Below are 19,742 nucleotides of genomic sequence, written 5' to 3' on the forward strand. Positions count from 1 at the left end.
CCGTAAGGTCAGTCACCCCAATGTCGATCTTGCCCGCAGCTCCCGAACCCGCGGTCGATGAGTTGACAATCCCCGCAGCCCCAACCGCCATGGTGTTACCACGGATGCGGATCGTTCCTGCACCGCCACTCGATCCGGCAAGCGCAGCCGAAGCAATTGTACCACCGCTTGAAATATTAAGGCTATCAGTAGCTGTAATATCGATAGCTCCTGCGACGCCAGCTCCATCTGCTGATGTCGAGATTTGACCCCCGCCAATTATTTCAGCAGTGCCAGAACTAACAAGGATCTTGCCGGCGCTACCAGCTAAAGAGGGATCAGCACTACCCACAGCATTTGAACTAATTTCACCGCCATCAACCAACAAGGTTGATGCTTTAATATTTACACCTCCCGCATCACCAATTGACTGAGTAGATGACGTTATTCTGCTAGTATCTGTCAGAAGGCGAACTGAACCTGCATTGATCGTAATTGTCCCAGCATCGCCAGTCGATCCCGGATTGGCTGCTGCCCGAATGTCTGAACTGACACCCATAGTAAGCGCACCGCTAACATTGATCGCAACGTTTCCGCCTTGCCCTGCTCGGGTTGACGAAGTTATCTCGGTACGATTGTTTGGTGACGAGAGCAGGCCGACCATTGAAATTTCGTCAGCTGTGATAGCGATATCGCCAGCATTTCCAAAAGTATCAAACTCGGTGCGGGAAGTTATTTCAGCGGTATCTCGCATTTCGAGCTTGCCAATAACCAGGGAAACCTTGCCGGCATTGCCACTCGAACCACTCAGGGTTGACGCCGATATGGCGCTCGCCCCGCGCATTTCCAGATTTTTTCCTTCAATAGTAATCGACCCGGCATTTCCTTCCTTAGTTGTGGTGGATAAAAGTCGGCCACCGTCAATCAATAGATCATTAGCAACTATTGATATTGCCCCTGCGTTAGATTTCTGCGCTGTGGTTGACGTCCGAATCGTTGAAGAAGTTTTGATCAGTTCCAAACGCCCTGCGTCTATTGCAATTGTTCCCCCGTCTTTTGTTGCGTCACCACTTGCACCCGCAAGTATATCGGCATTGGCAAGTAGTGACAGAGTGCCAGAAACGGCAAGACGAATATTACCTCCGCGCCCGCTTTGCGTGGCAGTCGAGATCCGGGCGTGCTTGTCAGATGTTCCCGAAGTTCCGAGCATTTTCAACTCGCCGGCAGTTATCTCAACATCACCGGCATTCCCTGCTGCACCTGCTTCTGTTAAAGACGATATGATTGTGGATCCGCTCATATTAAGCAATCCGCTCGCCTCAACAGTTACCTGCCCCGCATTGCCGATTGAGCCGCTTTTGGCAGACGCAGAAATAGCACTCGTTGAGGACAAATTTATTGTCGCAGCTTTCACAACCACCCTACCAGCATTTCCTGATCCGGTTGTAGCAGTGGTGATCTGGCCCTTTTCAATGGAGATATTCGTCGCAGAAACATCAACAATCCCACCAGCGCCGGTTGAAGCGGTCGATGATGAGATTTGTCCGTTACTGAACGCTAGAGTGTTGGAGCGCACGGTCACTTGACCGGCATTTCCGGCTCCTGCGGTCGAGGAGCTAATTAAGCCATTTCGCAAGGTAAAATCATCCGCTTGGACGTTTACCAAGCCAGCATCACCCGATGAACTTGCAGAAGAGCTGATTTGTCCGCTCCCGATGGTCAGCTTGCCCGCCTGCACTCGGACTTCACCAGCATTCCCCTGCGCGCTCGACGATGAACTGATCTCACCTCGCGTCAGATCAAAGGTGCTTGCCGCGACGTTTACGACGCCCGCTCGTCCGACTGAGTCCGTGGATGACGTGATACGGCTGGTATCCGATTGCATATTGATACGATTTGCTGAGATTTGGACGTCACCAGCGTTTCCAAAAGATCCTGTATTCGCCGCGGACCGAATGTCGGAGCTGACACCCATCGAAAGTGTTCCTGCGACGCGCAATATAACATTTCCACCTTCGCCCCCGCGGGTTGACGAAGTAATCTCAGCTCGATTGTCTGGAGTAGCTGTCGAGCCCACTATGGAAATATTGCCAGCGTCAATTTCTACATCGCCAGCATTGCCAAGACCGTCAAATTCAACGCGCGAAGCGATTTCGGCCTGATCACGGAGTGAAAGTGTGCCAGCCACAATAAGACGCACATCACCAGCATTCCCTTTGGCATCGCGCCCCCCCCTTGCTGATATGCCGCTTGTGCCTGAAAGGCTCACCGTCCCTGCTTTCACGACGATATTGCCCGCATTCCCGTCGTTGAAGGTGTCTGCTTGGATCCGTGAGGCACCACTCAACGAAACATTTCTCGCAGCGAGGTCAACGAGCCCGGCGCTAGTGGCAAAAGCAGTTGTGCTGCCGAACAGAAAGCCATCCATTACCAAGCTATCCGCGCGCAAAAACGCGCTTCCGGCATCTCGGGAGGCTGTCGATTGCGACACCAAGCGTCCATTGGAAAACGATAGGTGCCCCCCAAGGGCTTTCACACCAGCGTTAGAAACAGCATTACCTCGAGCGGTCAGCAATGAGTCACTGATCGACACCGTGCCTGCATTGCTAGGCGTTACCGCAGGATTGTCGATTAGCAAGGAGGTCTGCTGCGACCCCACCGCGGATAAAGTCAAGCTGGCCGAGATGAGGTTGGTATTGTCGATCGAGATATTTGACGCTGCTAGATCTAATGGGCTCATCAATGTTCCAGAGCGCACAGAGTTGATCGATATGTCCCCTTGCCCTCCTAAAAATCCGAACGCGGCAGGCGCATCTGCTGAAAATGTCGAACCTGTAGGAGTCGTAATGGTGAAAGAAGTTCCATCAGCAAAGCGCAATTCTTGAGCCGTAGAAAAATGCGCCGTGCCACCGACATCGAAACGTGCACCAGCTCCAAACACGACCCCGGCAGGATTAAGAAAGTAGAAACTTGCATTAGGCAGCGAGGTAGAGCGGATCGTTCCTGAAATCTGTGAAATTGCGCCACCAGTCACACGATTTACAACTACTCGCACAGTAGCAGGATCGCTCACTGTCTGAATCCAAGTTGCTGTATTTCCCGAAGCAAGGTCAAACGTCTGAAAGCTGTGAAAAAGATTCGAACCAGCCCGTGTTCCACCATCAATTGTGTATGTCGATCCTGAAGCGCTAACTGAGGTGCCCAGCGAGGCAGCTCCCGTGGATGGCGCTATTACTGTCTGAGCAATTAACGCTGGTGCTGCGAATGGCGAAACACTTGACAGCAGCGTGACTAACAATGCCAACCTACGCATTATCGCCACCCCCCCAGTAGCTCAAAAGCGGCCCAAATGCCGGGGTCCGCATTATCACCACCGCGCTGGAGCAGGGCGAGTTGGGCGCGTCGTAGGGCACCAGCCTTCGAATTGCCCGATCGAAATTCCCGGTAAAAGTTCTGCATCAGTTCAGTCGTCCCGACATCACTAACCTGCCAGAGGGATGCAAGTGCGCTTCTTGCGCCCGATTGAACCGCGGCTCCAGCTAAGCCCATCGTGGACTGATCGTCGCCCACCGCAGTCTCGCAAGCCGAAAGCACCAGCAAATCAATCTCTCCGCCCCGCTGTCGGTTACTCAGCATCATCTGACGCAACTCAGGAAGAGAAAGGACGCCGGACTCAGTCAAAATAAATGAGCGCTCAGCACCACCATTGAACGATGCATGAGTAGCGAGGTGAAGGACGTCCAAATTATACTTCGAAAGTGCCGTCAGCAGATCTTCTTTTGTAAAGTCCCGCAAAAGCCGCGATTCCCGACCCCCGATCTGGGCAACTGACTCTGCCTCAACTGCAACACCTTCTAGCCTAGGAAACACACCGAACGGGGTACTGACTTCCTTCTGCAGGGATGCGGCCAGAACAGCATCTTTGGGACCAGTACGGTCAAGGCCCGGCTGAGAATACGCGAGAGCAGGGGCTATTACTAATTGGGTTTTCTGAACAAGAAACGAGCCATCCGAAGCTACTAGAGCAGCAAAGGGGAGCGCTCGAAGCAGTCCGTCAGGAATAATGATAAGAGTAGATTTCTCGGACAACTCGCCTTCTATGGGCTGGATCAGTAGCTGATACAGCTTGCCGCTTGCTTTATTACGCACTTCTTCAGATACGCTTGCGCTAGCAAGAGTAGTGTTATCTATAAAACTCCTAACGTACTCGGATAGTAGTCGCCGTTCTATCTTGACACTCGCAATTCTGCGGTACCCGCTCGAAATACCGTTACCCGAAGCGACCAGTAACTCTACGCTGTGGTCTAGAACGACTGGGTACAGGATAATTTCGCTGGGTCGGAGCTCGTTTGGACTCAGCGGAAGACGTGCCGGGACGCATTCGCTCCCCAGCAAATCTTGAACTTCTGCTTGGCGATACGCTTCGATCGTTTGCTGAACTTCAGAGATTTGTGTATCACCTAGGCTGTCGCTTTGAAGCTGATTAGCCACCAGCCGTTCAAAGACTGGCTTCATTCTCAATGAAAAGTTTGACTCTTCTACCAGTGGGTCGATTGCTGGCAAAAAGGGACGGATATCGCCAAGTGCACGGTAAGCGGCTAGTAGGTGTGCTTTCGAATTCTTAGAATCTGCATCCGCCAACAGAAGCAACCAATCCGAAAGCCGCGACGCAAAAGGCTTTTGGCTTTCGTAAAATATTGCTTGTTGGGCAAGTCCTGCTGCTCCTCGCAGATCACCTTTTGCTAGAGCCAGACGGCCGCGAAGCGCTTCGCAGTCTGCTTTCAAATTTTCTGATTGGCAGGATTGTGCCAAGCGCTCGGCGGCAAGTATAGCTGAATGATACTCCCCGACGCGACCTGTCTTAACGAGCACTTCGACAAGCCGATCAGCAAGCTCTACTTTAGATCTACTTTCCGAAGCATGTTCAATGATTTCCAACCCTTCACTAGCCGAACGGCCCGCCTGCGAGCGTAGCAACTCGGAGTCTAGCGACACGACTTCAAGACTTTGCGCAAAGCGCGCGAGTTTAAGTTTGCTAAGAGCAGCCAGCTCGTAATCTCTTGCTTTAAGAGCTCGCGCAGCGGCACACTCGAGCATTGCGCTCATTAAACGCGCACTCGCCATTCTTCGGCCTGAAAGAACGTTGCCACACGGATTGCCGGTCTCATCGGCGGAGTTAGATCCAAGTGCCATAGTTAGCTCAGGCTCAGAAGGCGAAATGGCTGACCGAGACAGTCCACGCTGGATGCCCCGGACGGCGCGACCGCTTCCACCTTCCATTGTGTTCAAACTAAGTTGGAATGCCGCTTGGCTCGATAATGCAGCTTGTCCATCAGCTTCTGCCAACCTGAGGCTGGTTAGAAGGTAACCTTGTGCAACTTGCGGGCTACCCACTTTTGCTGTGCGCACCGCCTTTCCGGCCAATCCACAATATTCGGCGCGCGCCTGCGACGTCATCTGCCCTGGGTGAGGGGTCGTAATTTCAAGCGACGCGAGCACTTGATCCGAAGTCGCTTGAGCACCTAACAATTGCGCCGAAGAAACAGCGCTTTTGAGATCAAAGTCGCTTATCGTCCCGCCGTACTGTCCAGCACGACAAATTTCCGCCGGCCCAGTCGCATAAGCTGGCGTGGAGATACAGGCCGCCGTCCCCAGCGCAAAAAACAAAAATGCCAGCCTTGGCTTTGATGGTCTCACCCATGCCACAGCAGTTCTCCCCACAGAACGCGCGCAGTGGTGCAGAGGTGGAGGGATTCCTAAAGAACGTCAATTATTTCTTAACCGAGATTCCAATCCTCATGTCCGAGGAACGAACCGCCTCTAGCTGAGCGCGCGACAACTCCACAGGCGAGTGGATAGATCGACCTGGGAACTCAAACAGGTCAGCTTGGCTTGAAACTACCCCATACGACGCGCGACAGGCCATCCTGTAAAGTCCACAATCAGAAGTGCGCGCAACCGAGCTGATTTAGTCGCTTGGGCGACTAATGAGCGGCAATACTTGGATCTTTCCCATCTCGCAATATTGGCACGTTCATGAACAAGATAGACGCCAAAGGAACTTCGTCAGGAAACATCTTATCGTGGACTTCTCGTCCAATCAGAGCATTGCTGACGCACCCCCTGCTGATTGGCTAACTCAACCGGCCAGATGCGGGGGTTTAGGTGGTGGGGCGGTATTTTGCCGCCCCACCACCTAAAGGACCACCTCAATGCCGCGAAGCACCTCTCTGACCGATCTGCAACTCATCATCCTGTCACATGCCGCAAAAAACGATGCCGGCAGCGCCCGCCCCCTCCCAACCTGCATCAGCGATGATGACCGCACCGAACGCGAGCTGAGGGCACTCCTCAATATTGGGTTGCTTGCGGAAATGCCCAGCGCCTCGCTACGCAATTGGACCGCCATTGATGAGGCCTTCACTATCCTTGCCATCACCGACGCAGGGTTGGCCGCAATAGGGTTAGGCGAGCCTTGCGAGGATCAGAAAGTCCAGAAAAGTGTCGTTGTGCCGGTGACAGGGCCGCTACCTACCAAGCGCGGCAAATCACGCGAGACCGTTCTTTCGCTCCTTCGCCAACAGGGTGGCGCTTCAATTTCCGCGATCTGCGAAGCTACCGGCTGGCAGGCGCATAGCGCCCGTGCGCACCTCACCCGCCTGCGCAAGGGAGGCTTGCAGATTGCCCGGTCCACCTCGGACATTGGCAACGCTTATGCATTGGTCGAGGCCGCAAATGTCGAGAGCTAAGCTTGAAGCGCAGCTCCAGCGCCTCGACGCGCTGACTACGATAGAATTGCGGGCCGCTTGGATAGCGCTGACAAACATTCCTGCTCCGCGAGTTAGCCCGAAACTCCTGCGGCTGGCACTTGCCTGGGAAATCCAGACGCGTCTTCACGGGGGGCTCCAGCGTTCAACAACCCGCCTGCTGGATCAGACGGCAGCCGGCAAAAGCCGCACCCGTACTACCCGAAAAGGTATGCGCCTGGTCCGGGAATGGAACGGCACGGTCTATGTGGTGGAAATCGGCGAAGACGGGGTAATCAATTGGGATGGCAGGACTTGGAAGTCGCTAAGTGAAGTGGCCCGAGCCATCACCGGCACGCGCTGGTCGGGGCCCGCCTTTTTTGGCCTCCGCCAGAACCGGAAAGCAGCATGAAAAACATCCGCTGCGCCATCTATACCCGCAAGTCGAGCGAAGAGGGCTTGGAGCAAGGCTTCAATTCACTCGATGCCCAGTACGAGGCCTGCTCTGCTTATGTGCTCAGTCAGGCCAGCGAAGGCTGGCAACTCATTCCAGAGCACTTTGATGATGGTGGTCTGTCGGGCGGCACACTTGTGCGCCCCGCTCTCCAGCGGCTGCTTGCCAAAATCGCTGCGGGCCAAGTAGATATTGTCGTCGTGTACAAGGTCGACCGCCTGACCCGCTCACTGCTCGACTTTTCCAAACTCGTTGAGGCGTTCGATGCTCACGAGGCGAGCTTCGTTTCGGTCACTCAGTCCTTCAACACCACTACCAGCATGGGGCGCCTCACGCTCAACATGCTACTGTCATTCGCCCAGTTCGAGCGGGAAGTGACCGCCGAGCGCATCCGTGACAAAATCGCTGCCTCAAAGGCCAAAGGCATGTGGATGGGAGGCACCCCGCCTGTCGGCTATCGCCCCAACGGGCGCAGTCTGGCCATTGTCGATGAGCACGCAGACACCATCCGCTTTATCTTCGAGGCCTACGTCGAACTAGGTCATGTCCGTGCGCTCGCCGAGCATCTTTCAGCAAGAGGGATTGTCTCGCCAGTACGAGCTCGCGCCAACAATGGCGCCACCTTCGGAGGACTGCCATTTTCACGCGGGCAGCTCTACGCCATCCTTCGCAATCCGGTGTATACGGGCCGTGTGGCTCATCGCGACCGGATCTATCCTGGTCAACACACAGCAATTATCGACGAAAACTTGTGGCAGAGGGTGCAAGCAAAGCTTGAAGACAATCGGCAAGGCCGCCACCAGACACGGCAAGGGGGCAGTGCTCTGCTGCAAGGGCTTTTACAAGATCCACACGGCGAGCCGCTGGTGGCCACCCACACGACTAAGGGTAAAGTGCGCTATCGCTACTACGTTAGTCGATCGCTCCATCATGGCTTCGCCGCGAACGACCAGGGGATCCGTATACCTGCCCGCGAGATCGAGAAGGCCGTGATTCAGGCGTTAGTCGATCTGCTGTCAGACCCGTTCAAGCTCGCCAGCAAAATGAGTCTTAGTCTCGCCGCCGGAAGGCTTGGCAGCCTGATCTCGCAAGCAAATGAAACCGCCAACAAGCTAAGAATGCGGAATCCAGCGCTCGTGCGCGAGCTCCTGATTGCGGTTCACGTTCACTCGAGCCGCCTCGATTTGCAGATTTCGGCCGCGCAGCTCGCCATCCTTCTTGGGCTCGATGCGACAAGCGACACAGCTGCAGTCTTTACTCACGCAGTCCCTGTCAGGCTGTTTCGCAACGGTTGCTCTTTGCGGCTTGTTTACGATAACAACACACTGGTGAGCACTGACGGTGCTGAGCAGGGCCTTGTCCGCACGATCGCGAGAGGGCGGCAGTGGTGGAAAATGCTCTGTGAGACCGGGCTTGACATCAAAGATCTGGCATCGCGCGAAGGGGTGACAGCCTCATGGATGACCCGTGTCGTTCGCGTCGCCTTCCTTTCACCGCGCATCATCGATGCGGCGCTCGCTGGCACGTTACGCGCGGAAATTGGATCGACCGACTTGATAGGCCCGGCAGCTATTCCACGGTTGTGGGAGGAACAGGAGCTGCTCTATTTGCCGGGGACTTAAATAAGCGACTGGCAAAAGAAGATTCCTGGCGGACGGCGATACCCTCGGGCACGACTTTCTACGCAGACATCAGCGATCTTCAAGCGCGCAACAGCCTCAAGTCTAATACCGACCTGCATTGATCAGGACCCACGCGCCCATTGGCGGCGGCCGATGGACATGATGCGCCATGGCTGATCGATAGTTTGTTCCAAGCCTCGCAGCAGTGGTCGATGATGTTGTCGTAGGATGTGAAGACCTGGTTCGACAGCCAGTTGTCGCGCATGAACTGCCAGACGTTTTCGACCGGGTTGAGCTCGGGGCACTTGGCGGGCACCTTGAGCTTGCCGGTCGTGTGCCATCCGGCCTGATCCATCAGGACGACGGCATGGACACCCGGCGCGACGGCGAGGGATATTTCGGCGAGGTGCAGGGCCATGGTTTCGGTGTTGCAGAACGGCAGGACGAGCCCGGCACCCTTGCCAAGTTCCGGGCAGATCGCTCCGAAGATGCAGGCCGATTTCGTCCGCTGGTCCTTCGGCGCCGAGGGTCGTGTTCCGCGCTTCGCCCAACGCCGCGTGATCTTGTTCTTCTGCCCGACGCGGGCTTCGTCTTGGAACCAGATTTCTACGGGCGTTCCCCTCGGGAGGCTTGCTCGGACCTTTGCCAGCTCGGCAGCGAAGCCCCCTTTTTGAAAGCCTCCATCGCATGCTCGTTCTGGGCATGATGGCGGGGACGAGCGGTCAGCTTCACGTATCCCAGCTTCTTCAACTCGCGGCTGATGTTGGTCTCGTCGAGCGAGACGGCAAATTCGTCATGGAGCCACTGGGCCAGGTCGATCAGCCGCCAGCGCACCACCCCGTGGATCGCGGGGATCGGGCCACTTTCGACAAGATCGACCAGCGCCTGCCTCTGCACATCGTTCAACCGCGACCGTGGACCAGGCGCCTTCCCGTCCAGGAGTCCATCGGGACCACGGGCATTGAACCGGATAACCCAGTCCCGCACGATCTGAAGCCCGACGCTGCCAATCCGGGCCGCCGCGCTCCGGTTGCCGCCGTCGTAAATCTCGGCCAAAGCCAACAGCCGCCGCGCCTGGTTCGCGCTTTTCGTCGTTCTCGACAATCGCCGCAGGGCAGCCCCGTCGAAATCCTCCCGCAAGCCAATCGCTGAACCCATGGTGCCGCACTCCAATGCCAGAGCGCCATAGATTCAGATTTTCGCCGCCTTGGGAATCCCCCGTGGGTCAGACACCGCGCAGGTTGGTATAATGCCTCTGTTGGGGGACGAAGGGCAATAACCGCAACCAGATGCCGATTGGCCGGAAGCGCTCGTCTCGAAGAGAACCGTCGAACGTGACTAGGGACGCTGACATAGCGGTCGTTCATTGCCCATCGAGAGGCTCCTGAAACCTGCCATTCCAGGCCACATCAGTAACGGCGGGAATCCTAACCCTTGGTCGGCACATTGTTATGGAGTAGACAGTAGGCGCAATGTTGAAAAATTCTCCGACCACTTATCTCTCCTGCTGCTTGGCACTCTCGATCACAGTCTCGGGATGCGCCACCGGTCAGAAATTCCGCGGTCCCATCACGATTGCTTCGAATTCCGAAATAATCGTCGTCAGTGCGTCGGTCCGCCAAAAACCGGACGGCATTCTGGTGGGAGGGGATGTCCGCCGGAGCAATGGGTATGCAGGGGCGATTCCCCGGTCATCTTCATGTGATCGGCTGGGACGGGTCGGGTAACGCGGGTGCGACTGCGGACGTGCCGTGGGGTGAGTTCATGAGCCGACGGTTTCGCCTTGCCTATTTCAAGGCGTTTCTGCCAACCAACAATATCGCCGCGATCTCGAAGATCAGCATCGAACCCGTCAACCCGTAGCTTCGCGGCCGCCGCCCATTTCCAGGTGTTCGCCATCGCATTGCAATCAAGGCTCAGGTTCGAGCTCTTCTCCCTCGCTTCGGGCGGCCTCCCAGACTTCCTTTGCCGCATCGAGGTTCATCCAGGCGATGGCGAGACCGACAACAATGTCCGGCCAGACCGAGGACCAACCAAGTGTAACCAGACCGGCGCCGATGATGCCGACATTCGCGAACGCATCATTGCGCGCCGACAGAAACGCTGCGCGCGTAAGGCTGCCGTGAACATGCCGCACCCGGGCCAGGAGCAGCGCACAGCCAAGATTGACGACGAGCGCACCCAGCCCGGTGATCGACAGGGCGAAGGCATCGGGTGGGAGTGGATGCGACACCTTGCTCCACAGGGTCGCCAGAAACGCTATCGCAGGCAGCAGCAGGACCAGAGCCAGCAGGTAACCAACCCTGCGGCGCGCCAGCGCACTCCATCCGAGCGCCATCAGGATCAGGAAGTTGACGGTTGCATCCTCGAAGAAATCTGCGCTGTCTGCCAGCAGCGATGCCGAGCCGATGCGCAGCGCAACCGTCCCTTCGATGAAGAAATATGCAAGATTGCACAGGGCTACGATGACGATCGCGCGTCTTACTGTGCTGCCGGTCATGCTGCCTGCTCCTTACCCTGAGCATGACGATATCTGAGGATCAGGGCCGGCAGCAACATCAGGCTCATGACAGTCGAGGTCACGAGTCCGCCGAGGATGACCGCGGCCATGGGCCCTTGCACTTCACGGCCTGCTTGTCCCGCCTCAATCGCCAACGGCAACAGGCCGAGGGCAGTAACGAGTGCCGTCATCAAGATCGGCGTGACCCGTTCCTCGGCGGCCCGCATCACGGTTGCCCGATCGAACGGCAGTCCTTCCTCATCAACGAGGTGATCGACATGGGCGACCAGCAGGATCGCATTGCGCGCGGCAATACCGAACAGCGTGACGAACCCGACCAGCGCCCCGAGCGAGAGAACGCCGCCAGTCAGTGCAATTGCGATCACACCGCCCACCAGCGCGAACGGCGTTCCGGCAAGGATCAGCGCTGCCGCCCGGGCGCCGCCGAAGGCAAGGATCAGCAGGCCGACGATCGCGATGGCGGCCACCGCGACGTTGAGCGCAATCTGGCGGGTCGCCGCAGCCTGGCCTGCCGCCACGCCGGTAAACGACAGCGATACACCGGGGGGCAGCTTGACCTTGGCGGCAATCGCGGCACGCGCATCGCGCTCGAAACCCGCGACGTCGGATCGCGTCGGATTGATCGTGACGACCTGGCGCCGCTGACCTCCGGCGCGGGCGATCGAAGCGCGTCCTTCGCCCAATGACAGCGTCGCAATGTCACCGAGGCGGACCGAGGACCCGTCGCTGGCGCGCACCAGCATCGCCGCTACGCTCTCGGGGTCCTGGCGCAGTTCGGGCGGAAGAACCACCGCCACGTCGGTTGTCCGGTCGGGGTCGGCGACCTCTCCGGCGACATGGCCCTGGAAGGCGATCTCGATAGCATCGTTGGCGTCAGTTGGCGTCACGCCATGCACCGCCATGCGGGCCGGATCGAGTGCGATCGACAGGAGCGGCGTGCCGGGCGGCGACTTAACCTGAACGTCCGCAGCATCGGGAACCGCCTTGACCACCCGCGCGATGTCGCCTGCGATCCGGTCAAGCACGTCGAGGTCCGAACCATAGACATTGATGGCTAGTTGGGCGGTCTCGCCGGAGAGCGACTCGCCGATCCGGTCGCCAAGGAAGGTCAGCGTCGCGCTCTGGATGGCCGGATAGCGCCCCAGAACCTTGCGAATTTCGGCCTGCGCGCGGTCTTCGCCGCCAGCACCGCCAGGCTTGAGTTCGACATGCATCTCGCTGCGGTTGGGCGGGAAGGGATCTTCGCCGCTTTCGGCCCGGCCAATCTGCTGCTCGACCGTCGCCACCTCGGGAATGGCAAGTAAATCCCGCGACAGGCGCGCACCGTTGTCACGCATCCACCCCATCGAGGCTCCGACGGGGCCATTGACCTTGAGAACATAGTGACCCTCGCGGAACGCCGGGAGCAGCTCGCCGCCGAACGCCATAAGGCCCAGCGCGCCGATGAGGCTGGTGACGATTGTCGCTCCGATTACAGCCTGCGGTCGATCGCACAGCCGTTCCAGCTGCGCGCGATGCCAGGCCTTGGCCCGCGCCAATGCGCGCGGTTCCTCGTGCGGGGTCATCCTGCCGAGCAGCAGTACAGCGAGCGCCGGTGTCACAGTCAGGGCAACAACAAGCGAGGCGAGGACCGCAAGCAGGAACGAGAGCGCGAGCGGCGAGAAGAAGGCGCCTTGCAATCCAGTCAGGAACAGGATCGGCGCGATGGTGAAAGCCAGCAGATAGGTGGCATAAACCACCGGTGCGCGGACCTCGACGGTGGCATTGGCGATGATCGCTGCGCGATCGGCGGCACCTGCGCTACGCAATCGGCGGACGATATTTTCGACGCCGACCACCGCATCGTCGACCACCACACCCAGCGAGACGGTCAGCCCGCCGAGCGTCATGGTGTTGATCGTCCCCCCCAGCTTGTCGAGCACGATCAGCGCGGCCAGTAGAGACAGGGGGATCGAGAGAAACGCAATCAGCGCTGTGCGCAGGTCGCGCAGGAAGGCGAACAGCACGAGCGCAATCATCAGTGCGCCGACGATCAGATCCTTCGACATGCCCGACAGGGCAACTTCGATGAAGTTGGCGGGCCGGTGCAGCGCCGGGTAGAGCTTAATGCCCTGGGCATCGAGCGTCGGCTTGAGTTCTTCCAGCGTCGCCGCGACGGCGCGGCTGGCCTCAAGGGTGTTGGCCCCGTATTGGCTCGACATGGAAACGAGCACGCCAGGCTTGCCCATGATTAGCGCATCGCCGAACTGCGGTGCGGGCACGAGCACGACATCGGCCACTTCGCGCAGCGCCACCGCCGTGCCATTGCCGCTCGGCACCAGTGCCGCTCGGAGCTTGGCGGCGTCGATCGCGCCATTGCCCGGCTGAATCAGAATGCGCTGGTTGGTCGTCTCGGCAATGCCCCCGCCGCGAACCGTGGTCAGTGCAGCAATCGCCGAATTGACCTCGGCGAGCGAGATGTTGCGCGCGACAAGCTGCGAGGGCTTGATCCGGACCTCGTAGCGCGATGGGGCGGCGCCATAGACCACTGCGCCTGCGACGCCTTTGGTAGCCAGCAGCCTTGGCCGTATGGTCCAGTCGGCCAGCGCGCGAAGTTGGCGCTGGTCGAGCTTGTCGCTGGTCAATCCGATCTTGAGGAGGTCCATCGTCGAAGAGGTCAGTGGCGACAGCGCGGGCGGCGATACGCCGCTGGGCAGCTTACCCGAAACGCTGCCCAGCGCCTCGGCAATAATCTGGCGCGCGCGCAAGGGTTCCGAGCCTTCAGTAAAGACCACGCGGATCACCGAAAGCCCCTGCGCCGATTCCGAGCTGACGCTCTCAACGCCGTTGGCCCCGTTGATGGCATTCTCGATCGGGCGGGTAACCAGTGCCTCGACTTGCTCGGCTACAAGCCCCGGAGCTTCGGTCTGGACCGTGACCTGGGCCGGAACGAACTCGGGAAACACATCGTAGCGCGCACGATCGACTACGCTGATGCCGTAGATCGCGAAGATCGCGGCGGCGACGATGACCATGCGCGCATTGGCAATGCACCAGCGAATCAGCCTGGCCAGCATCGCTTAGTCTCCCTCGGCTTCGGCAACAGCACCGCCGGCATCGAGCGCCAGCAATCCGGTCGCGCCCGAGACGGCGATGACATCGCCGGCCTTGAGTCCGCCCCGGACGATCCACCCTTGCGGTGTGCTCTGCGGATCGTCGAGCGCGATCCGCTCGAACGCCTTGCCATTCTGGCGGAACACCCACATCCGGCCCTGGAAGCGGACTATGGCTTCGCGGGGAACAAGCATGCCCGAACTGGCGACGCCGGTTGCGGCGCGCGCAGGCAATATCCGCCCCGCCTGCGCCTGCCGGGCCAGCGGCCCGCGAACGATGGCGAGTACACCGGCGCTTTGCAGTCGGGCGTCGGCAGTGGCCGCTGCACCCAATACGCGCACTGTCAGGGCTGACCCTGGTTCGCCTATCTCGACCACAGTTCCTGGCGCCAACATTGCCCCCGGAATGTCGATCCGGACGAGCGCGGCGTGGCCTGCGGCGATCTCACTAACAAGCTGGCGGATGGCACCCGGCCCGAGCCGCGACAGCCCGGAGCCAAATTCCAGCCCGACGCGTTGCTCGGCGAGCCGGGTGCGGGCGGCATCCGCCAGCGCCAGCGCACGGGCGGCTTCGACCGATCGCCGCGATGCGCTCACGTCCTGACGGTAAAGTGCTTCGAGGCGTGAGGCCTCCGCCTGCGATGCTGCAGCCGCCGCGCGCGCGGCATCGGCCTCGGCGACGATGGCCGCAAGCGGTCCGACATCGAGGCCGCGCGCGAACCCGTCCGTCATCTGACTGGCAACAGTTGTAGTAACCGCCGCAGTCTTGACGCCCAGTCTTGCGAGCGCGGCCGGGTCGGTCACCGGCTCATTCTTCGCCGGTGCGGCATTTTTGTCCGTTGGGGCATCGGCATCCTCCGCACTCGCCGTTTGCACTGCATCGGAATGCCTGATCGCCCCCGCGCCGTACAGGCCGAGCGCCATGGCCGCCGCACCCATTCCCGCCCATGCCGCTGATCGCCATCGGCTCATTGTTCACCCCTTCCAATCATCAGTTCCGGTCCCGACAGCGGGCGACGCAGAGCGTCTTCTAGTGCCAGGTCGGCGGTAAGCGCGCGGGCCAGCGCATCGAGTTCGAGAAGCCGCGTCGTCAGTCGGCCTGCCTGGGCGGCGCCCCAGTCGGCCCGATCGAGCGATCCCGCCGCCAGTTCGCGGTCGGCTTGAGCCGCCAGACGCGCGGCGATTGGCAGGTCCAGCCTCCTGAATTCATCGAGCGCGCGCTGGGCCGCGTCTGCTTCGCCAAGGGCGCCATCGACTGCGCCAATTGCCGCTGCATAATCGGCCTCCAGCTTCGCTGCGGCTTCGCTGCGGCGGGCGGTGGCCGCGGCGATGGCCTTGCGATTGAGGTCGAATGGCGGCAGCGACAGGCCGAGGTTGAACGGGATCTTCACCAGCCCGCGTTCCCAGGTGAACCCCGGTCCCACCGTGATTGCGGGATACTGTTTTGCCACTTCGCCGCGCAGGTCGAGTTCTGCCTGGTCATAGGCGACCATCGACTTGAGCAGATCGGCCCGCGCCAAAAGAGCTATTCTGCGCTCGTCCGCGCTGACGCGCGTGACATCCTGCGGTGCCTCGAACCCGTCCCACGCAAACGCCGCTCCGGCCAGCGCAGCGGGCGATACACCGATGGCGTTGGCGATCTCCACCAATCCCGCCTCGCGGCGCGCATCGGCATCGGCATGGCGATGACGCGCGTCGGCGAGATCGGCCCTGACCCTCTCGAGTTCCGCGCGCGAAGCCTCGCCTGCGTTGACGCGGCGTTCCATCGCTGCGAAGCGGCGTTCCTGTATGGCGACAAGCTCGCTGGCGGCGACATTCTGGCGGTCGGCCACGAAGAGCTGGGCAAGACCCCGGACCAGGGTCATGCGCGCCGACCAGACAGTCTCGGCCAGATCATAGCGAGCGGTGACCACGGCAAGTTCGGCGCTGCCGATCCGCACCGCGCGCGCGCCGCCGATGTCGAGCGGAATCTCGCTCGATGCTCCGAGTAGCCAGGGCGAGGGATCGGGTGCGGCCCCGGCATATTCCGTGGTGAGGGTCAGCTTGGGGCCGGGTGCCTGCTTCGCGCTGCGCGCGGCGGCAACGGCGCTCAGCACATGCTGCCGCGCCGCCGCTATTGCCGGATTGGTGTCGAACATGGCGGCGTAGAGCATCGCCCGATCAAGCCGCGACGGGTTGCATTCGGCCTTGGGAGCCAGTCTCCGGCAAGTGGTGGCGGCTTGCCCAAGGTCGAGCGTGCGGCGCTCCCTTTGTGCGGCGATGGCAGAAAGATCGACCGGACGCGGGGCATAGTGTGTGCAGGCGCTCGCGCCCAGAACAAGCGACAGACAAATTGACCCCAGACATATCGGTCGAAGGATTTTCACGCCGGTGCTCCCGGAAAGCGCAGTTCGACCACTAGCCCGGGACTGGCGTCGCCAAGCACCAGCTCGGCGCGGTGGATATCGGCGATTGCCCGCACCAGACTGAGGCCGAGGCCGTGTCCTGGTGTCGAGCGCGCGCCCTCCAGTCGCACAAACCTGTCCTGGACCCGGATTCGGTCGCCTTCGGCAATGCCTGAACCGTTGTCGCGAACCATGACGACTGCTTTGTCGCCATCGCGCCGGGCGCTCAATTCGACGGTCGATCCGTCGGGGGTATGCCGCAGCGCATTTTCGATCAGATTGATCACGGCTTGGGCAATCAATTCACGGTCACCCTCGACCGCGATGCCGTCTTCGACGGCGAGGCGCAGGCTATGATTGCGATCCTCCGCCAGCGGCAGGTGCGATTCGCCGATGTCGGCTACCAGACCCGAAAGATCGACTTGCGAGAAAGCGCGATGAAGTCCGCCTTCCTCCAGCTCGGAAATGCGCAGGATCGCGTCGAACAGCGTCAGCACGTCGTCGGTCTGCTCGACCGCGCGGTCGAGCGAGCCAGCCCGGTCGCATTCGTTGCCGGTCTGCCGCATTGCTTCAAGCTGGTTGCGCAGCCGCGCCAGCGGCGTGCGCAGATCGTGCGCCAAGTCGCCGGTCACTTGCCGCAGATTGGCAATCAGGCTGGCAATTCGGTCGAGCATAGCGTTGAGCGAAGCCGCGACGCGGTCGAATTCGTCGTCCGCCTCGCCGACTCTTGCACGTTGGCCAAGGTCGCCGCTGGTGATCGCAACGGCGGTTGCTTCGATCCCGTGCAACCTGCGCCTCAGATAGGCGGCGAGCACGAAGGCTCCCAATATCCCGAAAGCCAGCAGGGCCACAAAAGCCAGGCTGAACATGCCAAGGATGGTCCGGTCGATTGCTTCGAGCGATTCCAGATCGGCGGCAACCACCATGCGGTATCCGCCAGGCAGGACATCGACCTTGGCCCGCGCCGGATCGGTTCCCTCGACGGGATCGACAAATACGATCTTGCGCCATCCTGGCTCCGGCATGGCAGTTACGAGGTTGCCTGCGATCCGCAGGCCACCAGGCGCGAACAGCGCCGTTCCCAGCGATATCGGCCCGGGTCCGCGTTGCTGCGAGATTGCTTCGATCACCCCCTTCAATCCATCGCCGCGATATTCGACCAGCAGCGCGGCGGAAGCCTGCTCGATGTTGGCGTCGATCTGGCGCGAAAAGGCAGCGTGGGTTGCGAAGATCACCGCGGCGCCCAGCACGAAGGTTGCCACAGCATAGACAAGAAAGCCGACCAGCGCGATGCGGTTCGCGGCGCTGCGTGGCAACAACCTCATGCCGCGCGCAGCCGGTAGCCGACGCCGCGCACCGTCTCGATGGCGTCGGGAAGATGGCCTTCGTTGAGCTTGGCGCGCAGCCGGCTCATGTGGGTTTCCACGATCTTGGTCTGCGGATCGAAGTGAAAATCCCACACCCGCTCGAGCAGCATCGTCCTGGTGACGAACTCCCCAGCGTGCCGCAGGAGCTCTTCGAGCAATCGAAATTCGCGCGGCTGGAGAAGAACCGCTTTGCCCTCGCGCCGGACCTCGCGCGCGAGCAGGTCCATTTCTATGCCGCCTGCCGCCAACTTCGTCGCGGCTGCCGCTGGCGCGGTGCGGCGCCCGAGCGCCTGGATGCGGGCGGCCAGCTCACTGAATGCAAAGGGCTTGATCAGATAGTCGTCAGCACCGGCTTCAAGGCCATCCACGCGATCCTCGATGCGGCCAAGCGCGGTCAGCATCAGCACCGGCGCCGCGACACCCCCGGCTCGCAAGCGCTTGAGGATAGATAGACCGTCAAGAACGGGCATCATCCTGTCGAGCACGATCACGTCGACCGCCTCGGTCACTGCAAGATGAAGCGCATCCTCCCCGTTTTCGGCGGAGATGACATTGTGCCCCAGTTCGCCGAGCCCGCGCTCGACGAAGTGCCGGGTGTCATCGTCGTCTTCAGCCAGCAGGATGCGCATCGTCCCGTCGTTCAATCCCTGGCGTTCAGCGGTTCGAACTTGTTCTCGACGATCCTGCCGGTGACGGAATCGACGCCGATTTCGTGGATCCGCTGGCCCTGCCGGATGTCGAACGAATAGCGCATCCCCCCGCCTTCGCGCTCGCGTTCGGCCTTTTCGATGTGGCCGGGCGCAGCTCTGAGCGCGATGGCGCGGGCCTGCACCATTGTGATGCCGACCGGTTTTGCCTGGCCGATTTGCGGCGCGAGAAGCGTTGCGATGGCGAGCGAAAGTATCATGGCAGTATTCTTCACGGGCCTTACTCCTATGCGTGCGTCAAGCACGCTCAAGGCGATAGCCCACCATAGCTCACGTCACGGTTCGCTTGGGGATACAATTTCCCAACCTAGACGAAGAAGACTGCAATCGTGCCCAGACCTTTCATCTCCGGCCACATGCATAGTTCAAGCCCGATCGACCACGATCCCAAAAGGCTGCAATTGGCTGAACATCTGCGGACGAAATTTGCAACACGCGTTTGGGCGAACGGAATGGTCCGTCGTTCAACCGCGACGATGCGCGAAAAAAAGCGTCTCAACGCCAAAGTTGAACGAACGACTACTTGTCGAGATGCTGGTTTCGAAAGGAGCCGTTCAGGAGTGTCCGCAATCTCGGTCATTCCCGCTGTCGCAATGGAATGCGTGTTTCGACACGCCAGGTCTCACCTTTATATTGCTTGGGGCGCCAACCCCTGCCCGCGAAAGGCCGCGGCGCCCGTCTCATCCGCACCCGGCCCATGGCCTTTCCCACCCGCTCCTCTCGGTGCGCAGCGAGCTTTCGCTGCGCTCGATACCTCACATTCGGAAAGACGCGTTTCTTATGGCGCGCAACTTGAAGCAATAGCGACAAGCAAAGCGCGTACTGCGCGAAAGATGGGGAAATCGGGTGAGCGCAAAGGCCTTTCTTGTC

The 19,742-nt window shown here is 60.0% G+C and carries 13 protein-coding genes and 1 pseudogene; 4 read left to right on the forward strand and 10 right to left on the reverse strand.

Going from position 1 to position 19,742, the window contains the following annotated elements:
• Both HHL27_RS18495 and HHL27_RS22820 read right to left on the reverse strand, forming a co-directional pair.
• Window positions 1–3,292: beta strand repeat-containing protein (locus HHL27_RS18495; RefSeq protein ID WP_169494870.1), on the reverse strand; the 3,292-nt coding region annotated here is incomplete at its 3' end.
• Entirely contained in the window at window positions 3,292–5,676 is a 2,385-nt protein-coding gene (locus tag HHL27_RS22820) for a CHAT domain-containing protein (RefSeq protein WP_169494871.1), read from the reverse strand. The genes HHL27_RS22820 and HHL27_RS18495, both read right to left, overlap by 1 nt.
• A 515-nt stretch (window positions 5,677–6,191) precedes the next feature.
• On the opposite strand from HHL27_RS22820, the gene HHL27_RS18505 reads away from it, so the two are divergent.
• From HHL27_RS18505 to HHL27_RS18515, 3 genes are read left to right on the forward strand one after another with little or no spacing between them, the layout of a single operon-like run.
• Window positions 6,192–6,728, forward strand: a complete 537-nt coding sequence (locus HHL27_RS18505) for a DUF3489 domain-containing protein (protein ID WP_169494872.1) — start codon at window positions 6,192–6,194, stop codon at window positions 6,726–6,728.
• Window positions 6,715–7,137, forward strand: coding sequence for a DUF2924 domain-containing protein (locus tag HHL27_RS18510; protein ID WP_169494873.1), 423 nt, complete (start codon window positions 6,715–6,717; stop codon window positions 7,135–7,137). Before HHL27_RS18505 ends, HHL27_RS18510 begins: the two co-directional genes overlap by 14 nt.
• Window positions 7,134–8,801 carry a recombinase family protein gene (locus tag HHL27_RS18515; RefSeq protein WP_169494874.1) on the forward strand — a complete coding sequence of 556 codons (1,668 nt, stop codon included), beginning with the start codon at window positions 7,134–7,136 and terminating at the stop codon, window positions 8,799–8,801. The genes HHL27_RS18510 and HHL27_RS18515 overlap by 4 nt, the downstream gene beginning before the upstream one ends.
• A gap of 122 nt (window positions 8,802–8,923) precedes the next feature.
• Here the strand turns inward: HHL27_RS18515 and HHL27_RS18520 are convergent.
• Window positions 8,924–9,959, reverse strand: a pseudogene (locus HHL27_RS18520) (IS630 family transposase).
• A 513-nt stretch (window positions 9,960–10,472) separates the two neighbouring features.
• On the opposite strand from HHL27_RS18520, the gene HHL27_RS18525 reads away from it, so the two are divergent.
• A complete protein-coding gene (locus HHL27_RS18525) occupies window positions 10,473–10,664 on the forward strand; it encodes a hypothetical protein (RefSeq protein WP_169494875.1) in 192 nt (63 codons plus the stop codon).
• 46 nt (window positions 10,665–10,710) lie between these two features.
• Here HHL27_RS18525 and HHL27_RS18530 read toward each other — a convergent pair whose 3' ends face one another.
• The 7 genes from HHL27_RS18530 to HHL27_RS18560 are packed head-to-tail and all read right to left on the reverse strand — an operon-like array spanning window position 10,711 to window position 19,087.
• Window positions 10,711–11,301, reverse strand: a complete 591-nt coding sequence (locus HHL27_RS18530) for a cation efflux transmembrane domain-containing protein (RefSeq protein WP_169494876.1) — start codon at window positions 11,299–11,301, stop codon at window positions 10,711–10,713.
• Window positions 11,298–14,378, reverse strand: a complete 3,081-nt coding sequence (locus HHL27_RS18535; protein ID WP_169494877.1) for an efflux RND transporter permease subunit — start codon at window positions 14,376–14,378, stop codon at window positions 11,298–11,300. The genes HHL27_RS18530 and HHL27_RS18535 overlap by 4 nt, the downstream gene beginning before the upstream one ends.
• A gap of 3 nt (window positions 14,379–14,381) precedes the next feature.
• Window positions 14,382–15,386: an efflux RND transporter periplasmic adaptor subunit gene (locus tag HHL27_RS18540; RefSeq protein WP_169494878.1), complete on the reverse strand. Its 1,005-nt coding sequence runs from the start codon at window positions 15,384–15,386 to the stop codon at window positions 14,382–14,384.
• On the reverse strand, window positions 15,383–16,780 hold the full coding sequence (locus HHL27_RS18545) for a TolC family protein (RefSeq protein ID WP_169494879.1): 1,398 nt from the start codon (window positions 16,778–16,780) through the stop codon (window positions 15,383–15,385). Before HHL27_RS18545 ends, HHL27_RS18540 begins: the two co-directional genes overlap by 4 nt.
• The gene (locus HHL27_RS18550; RefSeq protein ID WP_169494880.1) at window positions 16,777–18,123 is read right to left on the reverse strand and encodes a sensor histidine kinase; all 1,347 of its coding nucleotides are present in this window, start codon (window positions 18,121–18,123) and stop codon (window positions 16,777–16,779) included. The genes HHL27_RS18545 and HHL27_RS18550 overlap by 4 nt, the downstream gene beginning before the upstream one ends.
• Window positions 18,120–18,794 carry a response regulator transcription factor gene (locus HHL27_RS18555; RefSeq protein WP_169494881.1) on the reverse strand — a complete coding sequence of 225 codons (675 nt, stop codon included), beginning with the start codon at window positions 18,792–18,794 and terminating at the stop codon, window positions 18,120–18,122. Before HHL27_RS18555 ends, HHL27_RS18550 begins: the two co-directional genes overlap by 4 nt.
• Window positions 18,795–18,805: 11 nt before the next feature.
• The gene (locus HHL27_RS18560) at window positions 18,806–19,087 is read right to left on the reverse strand and encodes a PepSY domain-containing protein (protein WP_292960362.1); all 282 of its coding nucleotides are present in this window, start codon (window positions 19,085–19,087) and stop codon (window positions 18,806–18,808) included.
• Between the last annotated feature and the right edge of the window lie 655 nt (window positions 19,088–19,742).

The organism is Novosphingobium olei (assembly GCF_012927405.1).
GTDB lineage: Bacteria > Pseudomonadota > Alphaproteobacteria > Sphingomonadales > Sphingomonadaceae > Novosphingobium > Novosphingobium olei.